At 62.9% G+C, this 17,891-nt stretch carries 17 protein-coding genes and 1 pseudogene; 3 read left to right on the top strand and 15 right to left on the bottom strand.

Annotation, left to right across the window (positions count from 1 at the left end):
* Positions 1-102: 102 nt before the first annotated feature.
* Positions 103-1,488: an argininosuccinate lyase gene (argH, locus tag AC0VX3_RS01995; protein WP_342893411.1), complete on the bottom strand. Its 1,386-nt coding sequence runs from the start codon at positions 1,486-1,488 to the stop codon at positions 103-105.
* 40 nt (positions 1,489-1,528) lie between these two features.
* Here argH and tlpA point away from each other — a divergent pair, with 40 nt between their 5' ends.
* Positions 1,529-2,191 (top strand): thiol:disulfide interchange protein TlpA, encoded by a 663-nt coding sequence (gene tlpA, locus AC0VX3_RS01990; RefSeq protein WP_475523313.1) that lies wholly within the window; start codon positions 1,529-1,531, stop codon positions 2,189-2,191.
* 208 nt (positions 2,192-2,399) lie between these two features.
* Here tlpA and AC0VX3_RS01985 read toward each other — a convergent pair whose 3' ends face one another.
* The 12 genes from AC0VX3_RS01985 to AC0VX3_RS01930 all read right to left on the bottom strand — a co-directional run bounded on the left by AC0VX3_RS01985 (position 2,400) and on the right by AC0VX3_RS01930 (position 11,904).
* A complete protein-coding gene (locus AC0VX3_RS01985; RefSeq protein WP_342893409.1) occupies positions 2,400-2,612 on the bottom strand; it encodes a hypothetical protein in 213 nt (70 codons plus the stop codon).
* A gap of 37 nt (positions 2,613-2,649) precedes the next feature.
* On the bottom strand, positions 2,650-2,907 hold the full coding sequence (locus AC0VX3_RS01980) for a hypothetical protein (protein ID WP_342893408.1): 258 nt from the start codon (positions 2,905-2,907) through the stop codon (positions 2,650-2,652).
* Between the two features lie 311 nt (positions 2,908-3,218).
* Positions 3,219-3,422 (bottom strand): hypothetical protein, encoded by a 204-nt coding sequence (locus tag AC0VX3_RS01975; protein ID WP_342893407.1) that lies wholly within the window; start codon positions 3,420-3,422, stop codon positions 3,219-3,221.
* A 69-nt stretch (positions 3,423-3,491) separates the two neighbouring features.
* Entirely contained in the window at positions 3,492-4,988 is a 1,497-nt protein-coding gene (locus AC0VX3_RS01970) for a class I adenylate-forming enzyme family protein (protein ID WP_475523312.1), read from the bottom strand.
* Positions 4,989-5,000: 12 nt separating this feature from the next.
* Positions 5,001-5,882: a 3-hydroxybutyryl-CoA dehydrogenase gene (locus AC0VX3_RS01965; protein WP_342893406.1), complete on the bottom strand. Its 882-nt coding sequence runs from the start codon at positions 5,880-5,882 to the stop codon at positions 5,001-5,003.
* 235 nt (positions 5,883-6,117) lie between these two features.
* Positions 6,118-7,050: an electron transfer flavoprotein subunit alpha/FixB family protein gene (locus AC0VX3_RS01960; RefSeq protein WP_475523311.1), complete on the bottom strand. Its 933-nt coding sequence runs from the start codon at positions 7,048-7,050 to the stop codon at positions 6,118-6,120.
* 24 nt (positions 7,051-7,074) lie between these two features.
* Positions 7,075-7,824, bottom strand: a complete 750-nt coding sequence (locus AC0VX3_RS01955; RefSeq protein WP_475523310.1) for an electron transfer flavoprotein subunit beta/FixA family protein — start codon at positions 7,822-7,824, stop codon at positions 7,075-7,077.
* A 298-nt stretch (positions 7,825-8,122) separates the two neighbouring features.
* The gene (locus AC0VX3_RS01950; RefSeq protein WP_475523309.1) at positions 8,123-8,815 is read right to left on the bottom strand and encodes a rhomboid family intramembrane serine protease; all 693 of its coding nucleotides are present in this window, start codon (positions 8,813-8,815) and stop codon (positions 8,123-8,125) included.
* Between the two features lie 7 nt (positions 8,816-8,822).
* Positions 8,823-9,398, bottom strand: a complete 576-nt coding sequence (locus AC0VX3_RS01945; protein WP_475523308.1) for a cob(I)yrinic acid a,c-diamide adenosyltransferase — start codon at positions 9,396-9,398, stop codon at positions 8,823-8,825.
* Between the two features lie 82 nt (positions 9,399-9,480).
* On the bottom strand, positions 9,481-9,678 hold the full coding sequence (locus AC0VX3_RS01940; RefSeq protein ID WP_342893401.1) for a twin transmembrane helix small protein: 198 nt from the start codon (positions 9,676-9,678) through the stop codon (positions 9,481-9,483).
* A 57-nt stretch (positions 9,679-9,735) separates the two neighbouring features.
* Positions 9,736-10,608 (bottom strand): SDR family oxidoreductase, encoded by an 873-nt coding sequence (locus AC0VX3_RS01935; RefSeq protein ID WP_475523307.1) that lies wholly within the window; start codon positions 10,606-10,608, stop codon positions 9,736-9,738.
* A gap of 57 nt (positions 10,609-10,665) precedes the next feature.
* Positions 10,666-11,904, bottom strand: a complete 1,239-nt coding sequence (locus tag AC0VX3_RS01930) for a ubiquinone biosynthesis hydroxylase (RefSeq protein ID WP_475523306.1) — start codon at positions 11,902-11,904, stop codon at positions 10,666-10,668.
* 188 nt (positions 11,905-12,092) lie between these two features.
* Between AC0VX3_RS01930 and tesB the strand changes: the two genes are divergently transcribed.
* On the top strand, positions 12,093-12,959 hold the full coding sequence (gene tesB / locus AC0VX3_RS01925; protein WP_475523305.1) for an acyl-CoA thioesterase II: 867 nt from the start codon (positions 12,093-12,095) through the stop codon (positions 12,957-12,959).
* 185 nt (positions 12,960-13,144) lie between these two features.
* Here the strand turns inward: tesB and AC0VX3_RS01920 are convergent, their stop codons facing one another.
* Both AC0VX3_RS01920 and AC0VX3_RS01915 read right to left on the bottom strand, forming a co-directional pair.
* Entirely contained in the window at positions 13,145-14,944 is a 1,800-nt protein-coding gene (locus tag AC0VX3_RS01920) for an NAD(P)-binding domain-containing protein (protein WP_475523304.1), read from the bottom strand.
* Positions 14,945-15,102: 158 nt separating this feature from the next.
* Positions 15,103-16,848: a sigma-54-dependent Fis family transcriptional regulator gene (locus AC0VX3_RS01915; RefSeq protein ID WP_342893396.1), complete on the bottom strand. Its 1,746-nt coding sequence runs from the start codon at positions 16,846-16,848 to the stop codon at positions 15,103-15,105.
* Positions 16,849-17,178: 330 nt separating this feature from the next.
* Here AC0VX3_RS01915 and AC0VX3_RS01910 point away from each other — a divergent pair.
* Positions 17,179-17,697, top strand: a pseudogene (locus tag AC0VX3_RS01910) (acyl-CoA thioesterase); the annotation flags it as partial.
* Between the last annotated feature and the right edge of the window lie 194 nt (positions 17,698-17,891).

Below are 17,891 nucleotides of genomic sequence, written 5' to 3'. Positions count from 1 at the left end.
CCCTTTGTACCGGTTGATCCGCTCCCGCGCGGACCCGGACCGTGTCTTGACGCCATGCGCCGGTTCCTGTCCTCGCATGACACGGCGCATTCGGCAAGACCCTCAGCCCCGCGCCAGATCCTTGAGCCAGCGCCGCGCCTGCTTGCGCACGTTGACCGGCGAGGTGCCGCCGTAGCTGACGCGGCTGCGCACCGACTTGTCGACGGACAGGACCGAATAGATCTCCGCCGTGATTTTCGGTTCCACCGCCTGCATGTCCTCCAGCGGCACCTTGTGCAGCTCGACATTGGTTTCAACCGCAAGCGCAACGATCCTGCCGGTGACATGATGGGCGTCCCGGAACGGTAGGCCGAGCACGCGAACCAGCCAGTCGGCCAGGTCCGTTGCGGTCGAATACCCCGACCCGGCAGCCTTTTTCATGGTTTTCACCGCAGGCTCCAGATCCCGCATCATGCCGGTCATCGCCGCAAGCGCCAGGGAAATGCTGGCCAGGCCGTCAAAGGCCTGTTCCTTGTCTTCCTGCATGTCCTTGGAATAGGCCAGCGGCAATCCCTTCATCATCACCAGCAGCGCCTGAAGCGATCCGTAGATGCGGCCCGACTTGGCCCGCACCAGTTCGGCCGCGTCCGGGTTTTTCTTCTGCGGCATGATCGACGACCCGGTCGAGAACTTGTCGGACAGTTTGACGAAGCCGAATTGCGCCGAACACCAGATCACGATTTCCTCGGCCAGACGGGACAGGTGCATCGCCGTCAGCGACGCCGCGGCCAGCGCCTCGATCACGAAATCCCGGTCCGACACGGCGTCCAGGGAGTTCGCGCAGGGGCGGTCGAAGCCAAGCGCCTCGGCCGTCATCGCACGGTCGATCGGAAAGGACGTGCCGGCCAGCGCCGCCGCGCCGAGCGGGCATTCGTTCATGCGCGCGCGGGCATCGCGCATCCGGCTGCGGTCGCGGCCGAACATTTCCACATAAGCCAGCAGATGATGGCCGAAGGTGACCGGCTGCGCCGACTGCAGATGCGTGAAACCGGGCATGACGACGGCGGCGTGCGTTTCCGCCTTTTCGGCCAGAACCTGCATCAACTCGCTCAGCTGAGCTTCGAGCGTGTCGAGCGTGTCCCGAACCCAGAGGCGGAAATCGGTTGCCACCTGGTCGTTGCGGGAGCGCCCCGTGTGAAGCCGGCCCGCGGCCGGGCCGATCAACTCGGCCAGGCGGGCCTCCACATTCATGTGAATGTCTTCCAGAGCCCGGGAGAAGGTGAATGTCCCGTTTTCAATTTCTGACAGGATTGTGTCTAGACCTTGAACGATCTTGTCGGCATCGTCCCGCGTCACGATGTCTTTTTCAGCGAGCATGCGCACATGGGCTTTCGAGCCGTCGATGTCTTGCCTATAAAGCTTCCGGTCGTAGTCGATGGAGGCGTTGATCTCCTCCATGATGGCGTCCGGTCCCTCGGCGAACCGGCCTCCCCACATGCGATTGCTCATGTCCTGTCCTTTAGAAGGCGCCCCGTCGGGGTGTGAACGAATGACCAAGCCTACCGAACCCGCAAAAGCCTCGAGACGCGGCATCATCGCCGCCGGGCTCGCTGGTGCAGTGGCCGCCGTAGCGGCTCTATACGTGATCGTTGGTCCGAATGGCAATATCGCCGGCACGCAAAGCTGTACGGCCGCACTGGCGGCTGCCGGTGCCGTCAAGCCCCATGCCACCGGCGAGGTGGCCGCATTCCTGCCCGCGAGCCAGCCGCTGGATCTGCGCAGCCTTGCGTTTCTGGGAGACGACGGCGCACCGGTAACGCTGGCCGATTTCGCCGACAGAACGGTGCTTCTCAATCTCTGGGCAACCTGGTGCGCGCCCTGCCGGAAGGAAATGCCGGCACTGGATCAGCTCCAGGCCGATCTCGGAAACGATGAATTCGAGGTGGTTGCGGTCAACCTCGACCGGGGAGGGCCGGACAAGCCCAAAGCTTTCCTGGACGAAATCGGCGTCGGAAATCTCGCCTTCTACCAGGACAGTTCGAACCGGCTTTTGAAGGATCTCAGGAAGGTCGCCCGCGCCACCGGGCTGCCGACAACGATCCTGGTCGGACCGGAGGGCTGCGAAGTCGGCACCATGTACGGCCCCGCCGAATGGGCCTCCGGCGAGGCAAAGGCGCTTATCGAGAGCGCCATGAAGGCTGCTGGAACGTGAGACACCCTGCGTTCCGGTGACCGCGCCGGCAGCCCCAACTGTTTAGCCCGAACTTTTTGGGAGCGGACGGCTTGCGGGGCGACAGGATTTGTGGCGCAGAACGACTTACGGACCTTCAATCGATGCCGATTGAAAGTCCGCTCTCGTGACCACCCCTGAAGCTCCCTGAAACCGGACCCACAAACCCGTGTGTCCGGCGGTCGGTTAATCAGACCGTGATGTCGACCGCGTTTCCAAGACCCGGGATCTGGCGCTGCTCGCGGCGGTCCTGTTCCTGGGTCGCCTGGGCCTCGTCAAGCCTTTCGGCCACCTGGCGTTCCTGATCGTTCTGGTCCTTGACCGCATTCGCAGACAGCTCGTTTCGAACGCTGGCCGCGCTGTAGGCGGCCGAGGAAGAAGTGCTGTCGGATACACTCGCCATAATCAGATACTCCTTGGCGTACTGTTGAAACCGGTTTCTAGACCAGAATGTCGACCTGACTTCCGAGACCGTTTTCCGGGTTGCGCGTCTCCGCGCGGTTTTCCAGTTGTTCAGCCTGACGGCTCAGGAACTCCGCGCGGCTGCTGCTGAAATCCGCCTGGCGCTGCACGGTTTGCGCAACCACCTCGGACTGACCGGCATTGATCGCCTTTGCCTTTTGCGCGACCTGGTCCGGTTGCGCGGAGGCGAAAGACGGTTGAAATGCTGCATATGATCCCTGTATTGCGTCAGGCATCGGGGTTCCAATCTCTGGATACGATCTTGCTGACACATATTGACAGATACAGGCAGGTTCAAAGGTAAACACCAGGAATTACCCGGCAGGTTCCTTACCGGTGTGTCCATGCACTTCCGAAGATTTACTTAAAATTTTATGAGAAACCCGGCAAGATACTGAAATCAGTGACAGTCGCCGGCATCCACACCTTGGAGCGACGCAGGGGAAAGCCCGTGAAGCATCCCGCGAATCCGGTCGAATTCACGCGCGGCGCGAGGCGATTCAGACCATCGTGTTAAGAATTCGGGACGGAAAGTCGGGAAAGGCGTTCAGGCAGTCACGTCGACCTGGGCACCGAGACCGGCCCCGGGAGCGGCCTGGGCCGACTGCAGGTTTTCAGCACCCTGCTGCAGCAGCGCCACCAGGTTGGCATCCTGCTGCGCGGACATTTTCAGCATTTTTGACTGCAGCGCCTGGGCCGTCTCGGCCTGGCTCTGCGCAACGAACGTGTTGGCGATGCCGACGCTGTCCATCAGAAACTCCCTAGTTGCGAATCATCCTAGTGCCCGGCTGTTAAAAGTGCGTAAACGCCTTCAGCCGGGTCACGGGCCCGGGCGCCGGCGCAGAGCCGTCCGGCGAAGCTTTCCGGACGGGGTGCGCGGCAGCTCCTTGAGGACCTTGTAGTCTTTCGGACGCTTGTATTCCGCCAGATTGGCGGCGGCATGCGCGGCCAGCCGGTCGGCATCGAACGCAGTTGGATCCACCGGCACGACAAAAGCCGTGATCAGGCTGACACCGTCGCGGGCGGAAACCGCGGTCACCGCGACCTCCTGAACCTGCGGATCGCCCGCCAGCACCCGTTCCACCTCTTCCGGCGCAACCCGGTAGCCGAAGGCGTTCATCAGATCGTCCGCACGGCCCTCGTACCAGTAGTAGCCGTCATCGTCCCGCCGGGCGCGGTCGCCTGTCAGGAACCAGTCGCCGCGAAAGGCGGCGTTGGTCTCCTGCGGTCTGTTCCAGTAGCCCAGCATCAGCCCGGGCTCGTCCCGATGAACGGCAAGAAGTCCGGCCTCATCCGTGGCAGCGAACCCGGCCTCGTCACCGGTCTCGCGCAGGATCGCAACCTTGCGGCCCGCTTGCGGCCTGCCTGGTGATCCGGGCCTCACCGGCGTGTCCGGGCCGCTGGACAGATAGGTCGAGATTTCGCTCATGCCGAGAGCCTCGTAAAGCTCCCGGCCGCTGCGGTTTTTCCAATCCTCATGAAGACCTGCGGACAGGGCCTCGCCGGCGGTCAGGCCATGGCGCAGATCGGGAAACGACTGCGCGCTCACCATACCGTATTTCAGGATCCGGCGGTAAAGGCTCGGCACGGCGGCAAAAAGCGTCGCCCGGCTGACCGTGATCACGTCCGGCCACAGCTCCGGATCGCGCGGGCCGTCATAGACGATGCTGGTCGCCCCGTTCGCCCACGGGTCCATCAGGCCGACGCCCAGCGTGTAGGTCCAGTTGAAGGCACCCGCATGCAGCAGCCTGTCCCGCGCCCGCATCCCGTACCAGCCCTGGTACATGGGCCTGCGTGCCGCAGCCGCCCGGTGCGCGTGAAGAACACCCTTGGGTGTTCCGCTGGTGCCTGATGTGTAGATCAGAAAGGCGGGGTCTTCAGCGTCCGTGTCTGCAAAGGAAGCGGGTGTGGCCTGTTTCAGGCCGCTGATATCCGCCGGACCCAGAAGCCGGGCCCCGGCCGTCTCCGGAACGCCCGTCTTGCCGTCATGCAGCACCAGCCGGGCACCGCTGTCGGCAAGAATCGAGGATGTTTCCGTGGATGTCAGCTGCGGCGACGTTGGCACCGGCACATAGCCGCCGGCGATGGCGCCGAAGAACAGCAGCGGAAAATCGCTGGAATGGCCGATCCGCAACAGAACACGGTCGCCCCGGCTGAGCCCGGTGGCGGACAGTCCTGCGGTAACCGAAAGCACCGCGTCGGTGAGCGCACCGTAGTGCCATTGTTCCAGAACGGTGCCGCCCGCGCCGATCACTTCCAGAGCTGTCTTCTCGGGATCCGGCGCGGCAGCGGTCAGGCAGTAACGGGCAAGGTTCATCAAATTCGGATCTTAGCGGGTCGGAACCGGTTCCTCGCCGCGGTAATCGTAGAAGCCGCGCTGGGTCTTGCGGCCGAGCCAGCCGGCCTCGACATATTTCACCAGCAGCGGACACGGACGGTATTTTGTATCCGCCAGGCCTTCATAGAGCACCTGCATGATCGACAGGCAGGTGTCCAGGCCGATGAAATCGGCCAGCTGCAGCGGGCCCATCGGGTGGTTCGCGCCGAGCCGCATGGCCTTGTCGATCGATTCCACGGACCCGACACCTTCGTAAAGCACGTAGATCGCCTCGTTGATCATCGGCAGCAGGATCCGGTTGACCATGAAGGCCGGGAAATCCTCGGCCACCGCGACCTGCTTGCCCAGCCTGACGCAGAAGGCCTTGGACGCCTCGAAGGTCTCGTCTTCCGTGGCAATGCCGCGCACCAGCTCGATCAGCTCCATCAGCGGCACCGGATTCATGAAGTGAATGCCGATGAAACGCTCCGGACGGTCCGTCGTCGCCGCCAGACGCGTGATGGAAATGGAGGACGTGTTTGTTGCCAGGATGGCTTCCGGCTTCAGGATCGGACACACCTGGGCAAAGATCTTGCGCTTGACCTGCTCGTTTTCGACGGCCGATTCAATCACCAGATCTGCGTCACGCAGAAGGTCGAGATCCCCGGCCGGCGTGATCCGGTCACGGGCGGCGGCGCGCTCTTCTTCGGTAATCAGGGATTTCTGGACCTGACGGGCCATGTTGCCGTTGATCGAGGCAAGGCCGGATTCGATCCGCTCCGTGGAAATGTCGCTCAGGCCCACGTCGAAGCCCGCGAGTGCACACACATGCGCGATACCGCTGCCCATCTGACCGGCGCCGATCACGCCGACTTTCTTGATTTCGACTGCCATCCTGAAAATCCGATCGCTGGATCAACGGATATCCTGCCCGAACCGGGGGACATCCCAAAGTTGATCGATTCTACCCCATTGGAGCGACCCGCGCTCATTGGAACGCAGATTGCTAGAGAAACATCCCGTCTGGTCGGGTTGCGGCTATTTTTGGCAAGTCTTGCGCCGAACAGCAAGAACCCCGAAGCGAAAACTGTCATTCACCCCGGGGTCCGTGATCATTTTGTCGCAGGTTCTACTCGACGGCGGCCTTCAGTTCCGGCAGCACGTCGAACAGATCCGCGACCAGGCCGTAGTCCGCGACCTGGAAGATCGGCGCTTCCTCGTCCTTGTTGATCGCCACGATCACCTTGGAATCCTTCATGCCCGCCAGATGCTGGATCGCGCCGGAGATGCCGCAGGCAATGTAGAGATCCGGGGCAACGACCTTGCCGGTCTGGCCGACCTGCCAGTCGTTCGGCGCGTAACCGGCATCCACCGCGGCCCGCGAGGCGCCAACGGCAGCGCCGAGTGCATCGGCCACCGGCATGATGACTTCCTGGAACTTCTCTTCCGAGCCGAGCGCGCGGCCGCCGGAAATGATGATCTTGGCGGAGGTCAGTTCCGGACGGTCGGACTTGGAGAGTTCCTCGCCGACGAATTCGGACAGACCCGCGCCGTCTGTGCCCGCAACGGTCTCGATCGCGGCCGAACCGCCGTCTTCCGCCACGGCGAAAGTCGAGGTGCGCACCGTGATGACCTTCTTCGGATCGCCCGACTTGACGGTCTGGATCGCATTGCCCGCATAGATCGGGCGTTCGAAGGTATCCGCGTCGATAACGGCCGTGATGTCGGAAATCTGCATCACGTCGAGCAGGGCGGCGACACGCGGCAGCGTGTTCTTGCCGTTGGCGGTCGCCGGGGCCAGGATGGCGTCGTAATCGCCGGCCAGGCCCACGATCAGGTCGGCGGTCGGTTCGGCAAGCTGATGTTCCAGCGCATCGCTTTCGGCAACCAGGACCTTGGCGGCGCCGGTCAGCTTCGCGGCTTCCTCGGCAACGCCCTGGACGCCCTTGCCGGAAACCAGAATGTGCACGTCGCCGCCCAGGGCGACAGCAGCGGTGAGGGCCTTGGCCGTGGCATCGTTCAGCGAACCACCGGCATGTTCAGCCACAAGAAGTGTCGTCATCGTGTTTTCCTCCTGCGACGGGCCTTAAAGGACACCGGCTTCGTTCTTGAGTTTGTCGACCAGCTCGCTGATGGAGCCGACCTTGACACCGGCCTGACGGGTTGCCGGTTCCGCGGTCGACACGACGGTCAGACGCGGAGCGGCATCAACGCCGAAATCGGCCGGTGTCTTCTCGTCGATCGGCTTTTTCTTGGCCTTCATGATGTTCGGCAGCGACGCATAGCGCGGCTCGTTGAGGCGCAGGTCGGTGGTCACGATCGCCGGCAGCTTCAGCTTGACGGTCTGCAGGCCGCCGTCGACTTCACGCGTGACGTTGACGGTGCCGTCGCCGAGATCCACCTTGGAGGCGAATGTGCCCTGGCTCCAGCCGAGCAGCGCGGCCAGCATCTGGCCGGTCTGGTTGCAGTCGTCGTCGATCGCCTGTTTTCCGAGGATCACCAGACCCGGCTCCTCGGCCTCGACGATGGCTTTCAGGATCTTGGCAACGGCCAGCGGCTCGGTGGTTTCGTCCGTCTTGACCAGAATGCCGCGGTCGGCGCCCATGGCCAGGCCGGTGCGGAGCGTTTCGGTCGCCTGTTGCGGACCGACGGAGACGACAACGACTTCCGTTGCCTTGCCGGCTTCCTTTAGCCGCAGGGCCTCTTCGACGGAAATTTCGTCAAACGGGTTCATCGACATCTTGACGTTGGCAAGATCGACGCCGGAACCGTCGGATTTGACACGGACTTTAACGTTGTAGTCGATGACCCGCTTCACGGGTACGAGGATCTTCATTTGGTCTCAACCTCTTGCTGGGCCGGCTTTCACCGCACCGCTTACTCAGGCCCGTCCACCAGAATGACGTAAGGTTACAAATGGCGGAAAAGAGCCAATCGTGGCGCATGGCGGGGGACGGTACTGACCCGCACGGCGGCTGTCAATCGCGGTAAAAGGTCTAAGGCGGCAATTTGCCGGGCCTGGAAAAACACGCGTCGCAACGGCGACAGTTCGGCAATGCAGCATTTGCGGGAAAACCGGGCCTGAAAACACGACAGGCCTGCGCCGGATTGTCCCGCCGCCGTCCCCGGAACGTTCAGGTGAGGTTTCTGTCGAACAGCGGCACGCCCCGGCGCCGGAGGACCAGCACCAGCACGGCGCCTGCAGCCAGACCGCCGACATGGGCGATCCAGGCAACGTTGCTGTCGGCGGCCGTGACCGCATTGAAGATCTGGTAGAGAACCCAGGTACCCAGCAGCCAGAATGCGGTCAGCCGCAGTGGAATGCGGCCCAGGAACAGCACCCAGACCTTCACTCTCGGATGAAGCATCAGATAGGCTGCCACCACCCCCGAGACCGCGCCGGAGGCTCCGATCAAGGGGACTTCGGACCGCGTGTCCATCATCGCATAGGCAAGGCCGGCCGCGGCGGCACAGGCCAGATAGAACACCAGGTAGCGCACATGGCCCATGGCATCCTCGACATTGTCGCCGAACACCCACAGGAACAGCATGTTTCCCAGAAGATGCATGAAGCTGCCATGCAGGAAGGAATAGGTCACCAGCGACATCCAGTCCGGCTGCATGCGCAGCGCTTCCGCCAGTTCGCGCATTTCGAAGAACACGACCGGGATCAGGCCGAAGGAGTAGGACGACGCGCCGATGGCCTGATCGTCTCCCGCACCCTGGAACACCAGGAAGATGAGGATATTGAGCGCGATGATCGTCAGGTTCACGTAGGGGCGCCGGACATGCGCCAGCCCGTTTTGATCGTGGAGGGGAAGGAACACCGGGCGCCTAGCGATTCTTGCCGGGAACCCAGAGAACGTCTTCCTCGCCCTTGCCGTTCATGTGGCGCGAAGCGACGAAGAAATAATCGGACAGCCGGTTCATGTAGCGTACGGCGGCGGGATTGATCCGCTCGCGCGCGGCCAGGTCGACCATCAGACGCTCCGCGCGGCGGGACACGGTCCGGGCCAGGTGCAGATGGGCCGATGCTGCGCTGCCGCCCGGCAGAACGAACGATCTCAGGGGACTGATATCGGCATTCAGCATGTCGATGGCCGCCTCGATCGCCTCCACCTGGGCGTCCGTGATGCGCAGCGGCTCGTAGCCCAGGTCCTCATCGGTCTCCGGCGTTGCCAGATCCGCCCCCAGATCGAACAGGTCGTTCTGGATCCGGTTGAGCACAGCATCCACTTCCGGGGCGGCTGCGCCGGTATGCAGCCGGGTCAGCCCGACCACCGCGTTGGTCTCGTCGACGGTGCCATAGGCCTCGATCCTGAGATCGTTTTTCGGCCGGCGCTCCCCGGAGCCGAGCGCTGTGGTGCCGTCGTCGCCGGTTTTTGTGTAGATCTTGTTCAGGACAACCATCGATCCCGTCCCCCCCGTTGTGCCATCCGGCAGAATTAGAACCTGTTTTGGCAGGTCTGCACCAGAGCGTGCCTGTTTTTCGTCAGCGCCCTGCGCCGAAAAAGTAGAGCCCGCCCATCACCAGCACAAGGACCAGGAACTGCAGCCCGACCCGCCAGCGCATCAGCATCTGCGACCGGTTGGCCGGCCCGTTGCGGAACATGTTCCAGATCCCCAGCAGAAGCACGATGGCAACCGCCGCCATTCCGATGGGGACAAGGATGTTGAAAAGCTCTGCCATGGTGTTACCTCATATGGCCGGTGGAAGCCTGTTATCTGGCACGGCACGACCGGAAGTCTATTTCTCGCCGTCGGCCGCCCGGATGCAGAAACGGTCGAGAAGTCCGGTCGGCAGCACCCTTTTTGCCACGGCCATGATCGTCGTCGGAACCGTGACATGATAACGCGCCTTCGGCCGCTTCGCCTCAAGCGCATGCACCAGCTTCTTGACCACCGCTTCCGGCGGCAGCTTGAACGGGCCCTGTTCACCCGCTTCCATGCGCTGCCGGCGCCTCTCATAGGTCTTGTGAAATCGGGAGGCTTTCATGCCGTCCGCGCCGATCCAGCGGTCGAAATTGGCAAGCGCGTTTTCGGTGAATCGGGTCTCGATCGGACCGGGCTCGATCAGGCTGACATGAATGCCGGACCCTCTGAGTTCCTGGCGCAGCGTGTCCGAATAGCCCTCAAGAGCGAATTTCGATGCCGTATAGGCGCCCCGGTATTTCAGCGCGACAAACCCGAGCACCGATGAGCATTGCACGATCCGGCCCGACTTGTTGGCGCGCATCGCGGGGATCAATTGCCGGGTGAGGTCGTGCCAGCCGATGAAATTGGCCTCGAACAGCGCACGCAGCGCCTCTGTGGGCATGTCTTCCAGAGCGCCCGGAATGGCATAGGCCCCATTGTTGAAAACCGCGTCGAGCCGACCGTCGGTCCGCTCCAGCACGGCTTCGGCGGCCGCCTGGATGCTGGCCGCGTCCTCATAGTCGAGGCGGACCGCCTCAAAGCCCATGTCGGTCAGCCGGTCGACATCCTCCTGCCGCCGCGCCGCCGGGAAAACCCGCCAGTCCCGGCCGCGCAGGATGTGAGCCGCCGAGGCGCCGATGCCGGAGGAACTGCCTGTGATCAGGATCGAGCGCGGCCTGGGAAAACTCTCGGGATAATCATTCATTCAGGGGATTTCCGGCAAATGGCACCCGGCGAAAAGGATTGTCGGTCCGAAGTCCTATCAGATTGGCTCACCGGAAAGCAATTTCGGAACAGGTCCGGCAAAGCCCGCCGCTTCCTTGATGAAGCGGGATTTCAGGCCGGGCATGCGGTCGACCACGCCCAGACCGAAATCCCGCACCGCGCGCAGAACGTCGCTGTCGTTGGAAAACAGCCTGTTGAGCACATCGGTCACGACCCCCATCTGGAAGGTGTCGAACCGGCGCCAGCGCTGGTAGCGCTCCAGCACATCGAAGCCGCCCGGATCCTGTCCGAGCCGGCGCGCGTCGATCACGACTTCGGCAAGCGCGGCGACATCCTTGAAGCCCAGATTGAGCCCCTGGCCCGCGATCGGGTGAATGCCGTGGGCGGCATCGCCGATCAGCGCGAAGCGCGGCTTGACGAAGTCCCGCGCCAGCTTCAGCCCGAGCGGATAGGCCCGGCGCGGTCCGTCCAGCTCCAGGGTGCCCAGGTGATGGCCGAAGCGGCGTTCCAGCTCCAGCTCGAAGGTAAAGTCGTCGGACTTCACCAGCCGGTCCGCATCCGCGGTCTTTTCCGTCCACACCAGCGACGACCTGTTGCCCGGCAGGGGCAGGATTGCGAACGGGCCCGCCGGCAGGAAATGTTCCTCTGCCCGGCCCTCATGCGGCCGTTCGTGCTTCACCGTCGTCACGATGCCGGACTGGCCGTAGTCCCAGTCGACCGTTCGGATGCCGGCGAGATCCCGAAGCCTGGAGCGCACGCCGTCGGCCGCCACCAGCAGCCGGCTCTTCAGCAGCGTGCCGTCCTCAAGCGCCAGGTCGACATGATCAGCGTGGGTGCGGAATGTCTCCGCCATGCCCGGCGCAAAAAACGACACGCCCAGCGCCTTGGCCTCCTTGTAGAGCGCGGGCATCATCACGCCGTTCGGCATCATGTGCGCGAAGGGTTCGCCGTCCGCGGTCTCGCCGCCGAAGGTCAGAAAGACCGGCCGGACCGCGTCCCGCAGCTTGCTGTCGGTGACGATCATGTCGTTGATCGGCTGAGCCTTGGACGCGATCTTGTCCCAGATGCCGAGCTGGCCCAGCATGCGCGAGGCCGCCGCCGCGATGGCCGAGGCGCGCGGATCCTTGTGCAGATCCGCCATCGGCTTGGGATCGACCACGGCGCAGGCCAGGCCCGGATCGCCCTGTTTCAGCGCCACCGCCAGCGAGAGGCCGACATAGCCGCCTCCGGCGATCACCACATCGAACATGTCCACGGCGTTCTTTTTCCTGGCCATCGTCTTCCGCTCCTCGTCTTCGGCTTCCCCAAAGACATCTTGACTTTAACGTCACCTGCCGTCCAAGAGTGGTCTCGGCAGGCCGCCGCCCCCGGCCACTGCTCCGGCATCTTCCGGACCTTATCTAGAGCGCTTCGCGCTCGAATTGAACCATTTGACCGTATAACGCTTTAACAGGGATCACGCCGATGAACACGGCCATTGACAACCTTCTCGGGATTCTTGACCTGGAACCGCTGGAACGCAACCTGTTCCGTGGTCGCAGCCCCCAGGTCGGCTGGCAGCGCGTGTTCGGCGGCCAGGTGATCGGCCAGGCCCTGGTGGCCGCCTCCCGCACCGTTGTCGAGGACCGGCATGTGCACTCGCTGCACGGCTATTTCCTCCGTCCCGGCGATCCGGAAGTGCCGATCATCTACGAGGTCGACCGCATCCGCGACGGCGGCAGCTTCACCACGCGCCGGGTGGTCGCGATCCAGCACGGCGAGGCGATCTTTTCCATGTCCGCGTCGTTCCAGCTGCGCGAGGATGGCCTTGAGCACCAGAGCGCCATGCCGGACGTGCCGTCGCCGGACGACCTGCCCAGCGAACAGGAGCTGAAGGACCGGTTCCTGTCCATGGCACCGGAGAACATCCGCAAGTACTGGGAGCGGGAACGGCCGATCGAAATGCGCCCGGTCGACATGACCCACTATTTCTCGAACAAGCCGCTGCCGCCGCAGCAATATGTCTGGGTCCGCGCCACCGGCCCGTTGCCCGACGACGAACGCATCCACCACTGCGTGCTCGCCTATGCCTCCGACATGACCTTGCTGGACACGTCCCTGTTTCCCCACGGCACGTCGGTGTTCAACCCGAAGATCCAGGCCGCCAGCCTCGACCACGCCATGTGGTTCCACCGCCCCTTCCGCGCCGACGACTGGCTCCTCTACGCCACCGACAGCACCTCCAGCTCCGGCTCCCGCGGCATGAACCGGGGATCGCTGTTTACCCGCGAGGGCGTGTTGATTGCCTCCACGGCGCAGGAGGGGTTGATTAGGTTGCGGAAGGACGGGTGAGGGTTAGGACGCACGGGAGATCCGACGCGACTCGGCGCACCGGTTGGGAGATCGGTCGCTTGGCAACAAATGTCGGCTTCATTCCGCAAGACGACATTGCGGTATCGAATGATCGGGCACGCTGGTTCACCGAAGGCAGTGAAGGAGCGTGCCCGGCCTCAAAAACCTGGACTCGATCCGATTGGTCAGCTCAGGTGGTGGACCTCCTGCAGCCTGTACACGGGTGTCGGGATACCCTCCATCCGCGCCTTGATCTGCAGCGACAGGAACTGCGAGTAATGGCGCGACTGGTGCAGGTTGCCACCATGCATCCAGAGGTTCGGCACCTGCGTCGGCTTCCACATGTTGCGCTGTTCGCCTTCCCAGGGCCCTGGATCCTTGGTGGTATCTGAACCGAGGCCCCAGCATTTGCCAAGGGTATCCGCCGTCTCCTGACCCATCAGGTCCGCCACCCAGCCGTTCATCGAATTATAGCCGGTGGCGTAGACAATGAGATCGGCGTCGAGATGACTGCCGTCGTCAAGACTGACCCCGGTCTCGTCGAGCGAGACGACCTGGCCACGCTTGAGCTTGATCTCGCCGTCGATGATGAGCTGGCTCGCGCCCACGTCAATGTAATAGCCCGAACCGCGGCGCAGGTATTTCATGAACAGGCCGGACTCGTCATCCCCCCAGTCGAGCCAGAAACCAGCCTTTTCCAACCCATCGTAGAATGCAGCATCGCGTTCTTTCATCTGCGCATAGGCCGGGATCTGGAACTCGTGCAGAATCCGATAAGGCAGTGAGGCGAAGATCAGATCGGCCTTTTCTGTCGTCACACCGTTGCGGACCGCTTCCTCGGAGTAGAGCGCACCCAGTCCGATCTCCATCAGCGTGTCCGATCGCACGATGTGTGTAGAAGACCGCTGCACCATGGTCACGTCCGCGTCGTGTTCCCAAAGCGCGGCGCAGATGTCATGGGCCGAATTGTTGGAGCCGATGACGACCACCTTTTTGCCGGCCCATTTGTCCGGCCCGTCGTGTTCCGACGAATGCTGTTGCACGCCCTTGAACCTGTCCATGCCGGGGAAGTCGGGCATCCGCTTCTTGCCGGACATGCCGGTCGCCATGACAAGTTGCTTGGGACGCAGCACCACCTCTTCGCCGTCGCGATCCACCACGACAGTCCATTCCCCCGTCTTCTCGTCGAAGCTGGCGGACTTGGCAGTTGTGCGGCTCCAGTAGTTCAGCTCCATTACCTTGGTGTACATTTCCAACCAGTCACCAATCTTGTCCTTTGGGGCAAATACCGGCCAGTTCTCGGGGAACTTGATGTAAGGCAAATGGTCGTACCAGACCGGGTCGTGCAGGCAGAGTGACTTGTATCGCTTGCGCCAACTGTCACCGGGCCGGTCGTTGCGCTCGACGATGATTGTCGGCACGCCGAGTTGGCGCAAGCGGGCGCCGAGCGCGATGCCGCCCTGACCGCCGCCAATGATCAGACAGTAAGGCTGGGTTTTGTAGCCAAGCTCCGCAGCCTCGCGTTCACGTTCTTCCTTCCAGGTTTCGCGGTTCTTCCCGGCTCCGTGCCTGGCGCCGAGCGGGCGCATGAAGCCTGCCGGCTCCTCATGCCCCTTTAACTCGACCATCGTGGTCAGCAGGGTCCAGATCTTGCCGTGCTTCAGTCGCACAAGACCATAGCCCTGCGCCATTTCAGTCTCGAACTGGATCCTTGCGGTAGTGACGCCATCATCTTCGGTGGGAATCTCGCCCTCGGCCAGTTGCCAGTTGCTGGGCCTGGTCGTGGCCAGTTGGTGCTTCAGCATGTCCTCGACCTGGTCCTTGCCCTCAATCGTCTTGAAGTTCCATGTGAACGTCACAAGGTCGCGCCAATAACAATCGTCCAGAAACATATCCCGCGCTTTGGCAATGTCATTTTGAGTCAGCGCGGCGCCGAAACCGTCCAAAAAAGCCTGAGTCCGGCCGGCAACAGTCATATCGAGCATGTGCTCCTCCCTTTTCGTTTTTGGTGTTGGTCCTCCGGCACCACGACTATCAAGTGGACGCGCTGGCAAGCAACGGCAACTGGTCCTGACGCAGGGCAATTGTGGATACACATCGCGCGGCCGTTGCGCCTGCAACGGCGCGCAACGGCCGTGTTGCGTCAAGCCGGTGGCGTAAGGCCTGCCTTCCGGATGCGCCGAAGCATGGTCGAACGGTTTACGCCCAACCGCCGCGCCGCCTGCGCCATATTCCAGCCGCAGGCCGCCAGCAACGCTTCCAGTTCGTCGATACCGTCCGGTTCTGGCTCGGCCCGCTTCGGCGCAACGGGCAGGTCCGGCAGGTCAATGACCAATCCTTCGGACATCGCAACGGCGACGTCCAGAACCTGCTCCAGTTCCCGAATATTCCCGGGCCAAACGCGCGATTTCAGATCGGCCCTGGCTGCGGAGGACAAGCGTATATTTGCAGTGCAGCGCCAGCGAAGCAGACGGTCGATGAGCCAGTCCAGGTCGGCACGGAGGCGCAGCGGCGGCAATGCCAGGGTGTTGCCCGCGACGCGATAGAACAGGTCGTCACGGAGAATGCGCGACAGTTCAAAGGCCGTACAGCGGCAGGACGCCACGATGCGAAGATCGGTCCGCCCGTCGAGCATCGTCAGCAGGGCGGATTGCCCGTCCGGCGGCATGTCTTCGATTCCACGCAGAAACAATGTTCCGGGCGTCGCATCGGCAAGCAACTCGACTGCGCCTGGTCCGGTGCAGCGAATGGCGTGAAAGCTGCGGTCCTTGGGACCGGTCACATGGATGGCACGGGCCAGTCTCTCCTTTCCGGTGCCGGTCTCGCCGGTGATCAGCAGCGGCACCTGCGTTGGCGCCAGACGCGCGGCCTGTTCCAGAAGACCCCTCAGCGCCGGATCCCCCCCGGCAAAGCTGCCAAGTGCTCCAGGCAGGGCCGGTTCACGCTGCCTGAGCGCGGAGATCGTCAGCGGGGTCTGAGGCGCTATGGCATGGCCGAACAGGCAGCGCCCGTCCTTCAGCCGCAACACCCGCTCTTCGGTCGGCCGTCCACGCATGAGGTCCGGCAGGTTGTCCATCGACAATTCCAGCCAATCGTCGATCCGCGAGCCGATCAGGCCGCCGCCCACTTCGGGATCCAGCGCCGTTCGCGCCCCCGATGTCATGCCGACGATTCGGCCCGAGCCGTCGAGCGCCACAGCGGCTTCGGGATCAACCTCCAGAAACTCGGGGTTGGTCGAGAAACGAAGTACCCATTCTCGCCGGGTCGTCGCCATCAAGTTGGCCATCTCGACCCGCCGTGCCGAGGCGGTCACCAACCCCATGGCAAGATACTGCGAGGGTTTCGGCGAAGGCGAGCGCAAGAGCGAAATATCGAGCACCGCAGACAACTCACCCTTGGTGTCGAAGATCGGCGCCGCTGTGCAGGACAGCGGTATATGCGCGAGCCCGAAGTGATCACCCTGGTGGATGGTGACGGCTTTCCCGGTGACAATGCAGGACCCGACACCGCAAGTGCCGGCCAAGTCCTCGGTCCAGTTCGAACCGAGATAAAGTCCGGCCTGACGCAAGTGGTCCTCGAAACGCGGATCGCCGAAGAAATCGACGCAAACACCCTTTGCATCGGCGAGGAGCAACACATAGTTCTGTCCCGCGACCTGTTGAAAAAGCGTTTGGAGGCCCGAGCGGGCCGTGGCTATGAGTCTTTCCGACTGCTCGCGGTGTGCGCGCAGCTCGGACTCGGTAACGACATGGGCGGGGTCCGGCCGCGAGGGATCCATGCCATAGCTCTGAACACAACGCCTCCAGCTCTCCGCGACAAGACTGTCGCGCCCGGTTTCCACCCCGCGCAGCACACGGTCGATTTCGTCGACATGTTCGAGATCAAGCATCGCGTCCTCCCAAACGTTGCCCAGCAGTCAGGATAGCGCGTTGACCGGATCAGCGCCATCCGACCTTGATTGGCATGGTCACTGCGAGAAAATGAAGTCGTTCGCACGCTTACCAAAGGTCGTCGGAATGGGGTCGAAACCTGCAGCAGTCCACTTTCCGGCGGCAGTCCACTTTCCAGCGAATGTCCGCTTAGGTACTCAGCTTGACGTAAATTGCCAGTCCGCCCCGACCCACGCACGCCCGTCCCCACCCCCCTACCGCACCGGACTGGTGACCCCCGACACCGCCAGCGGGTTGTCGCTCAAGGCCTGGTGGTCCGGCGTGTCGGGCACCAGAGCGCCATGCCGGACGTGCCGTCGCCGGACGACCTGCCCAGCGAACAGGAGCTGAAGGACCGGTTCCTGTCGATGGCACCGGAAAACATCCGCCGCTACTGGGAACGGGAGCGGCCGATCGAGATGCGTCCGGTCGACATGACCCATTATTTCTCGAACAAGCCGCTGCCACCGCAGCAATATGTCTGGGTCCGCGCCACCGGTCCATTGCCCGACGACGAGCGCATCCACCACTGCGTGCTCGCCTATGCCTCCGACATGACCTTGCTGGACACGTCCCTGTTCCCGCACGGCACCTCGGTGTTCAACCCGAAGATCCAGGCCGCCAGCCTCGACCACGCCATGTGGTTCCACCGCCCGTTCCGCGCCGACGACTGGCTGCTCTACGCCACCGACAGCACCTCGAGCTCCGGCTCCCGCGGCATGAACCGGGGATCGTTGTTTACCCGCGACGGGGTGTTGATTGCGTCGACCGCCCAGGAGGGGCTGATTAGGTTGCGGAAGGGAGAGTGAGGTGGGGAGTAAGAGGCATCTGGTTGGATTTGTCAGGATGGTACTCACATGAATCGCACATAGCTGAATGCAAAATGCGCCGACGATTGCTAGGCGCACGATTCGGGCTTTATATTGTTCACGGTCGTTCGACGCATGTCTCCAACCAAGCGCGTAACAAAAATACCCATGAATCCCCGAACCGTTGACGGTCT

The sequence above is a fragment of the Roseibium sp. QJM3NY_11 genome, assembly GCF_056173175.1.
The sequence above is the reverse complement of the archived record's forward strand: the minus strand, read 5'-3'. Positions and strand labels throughout refer to the sequence as shown.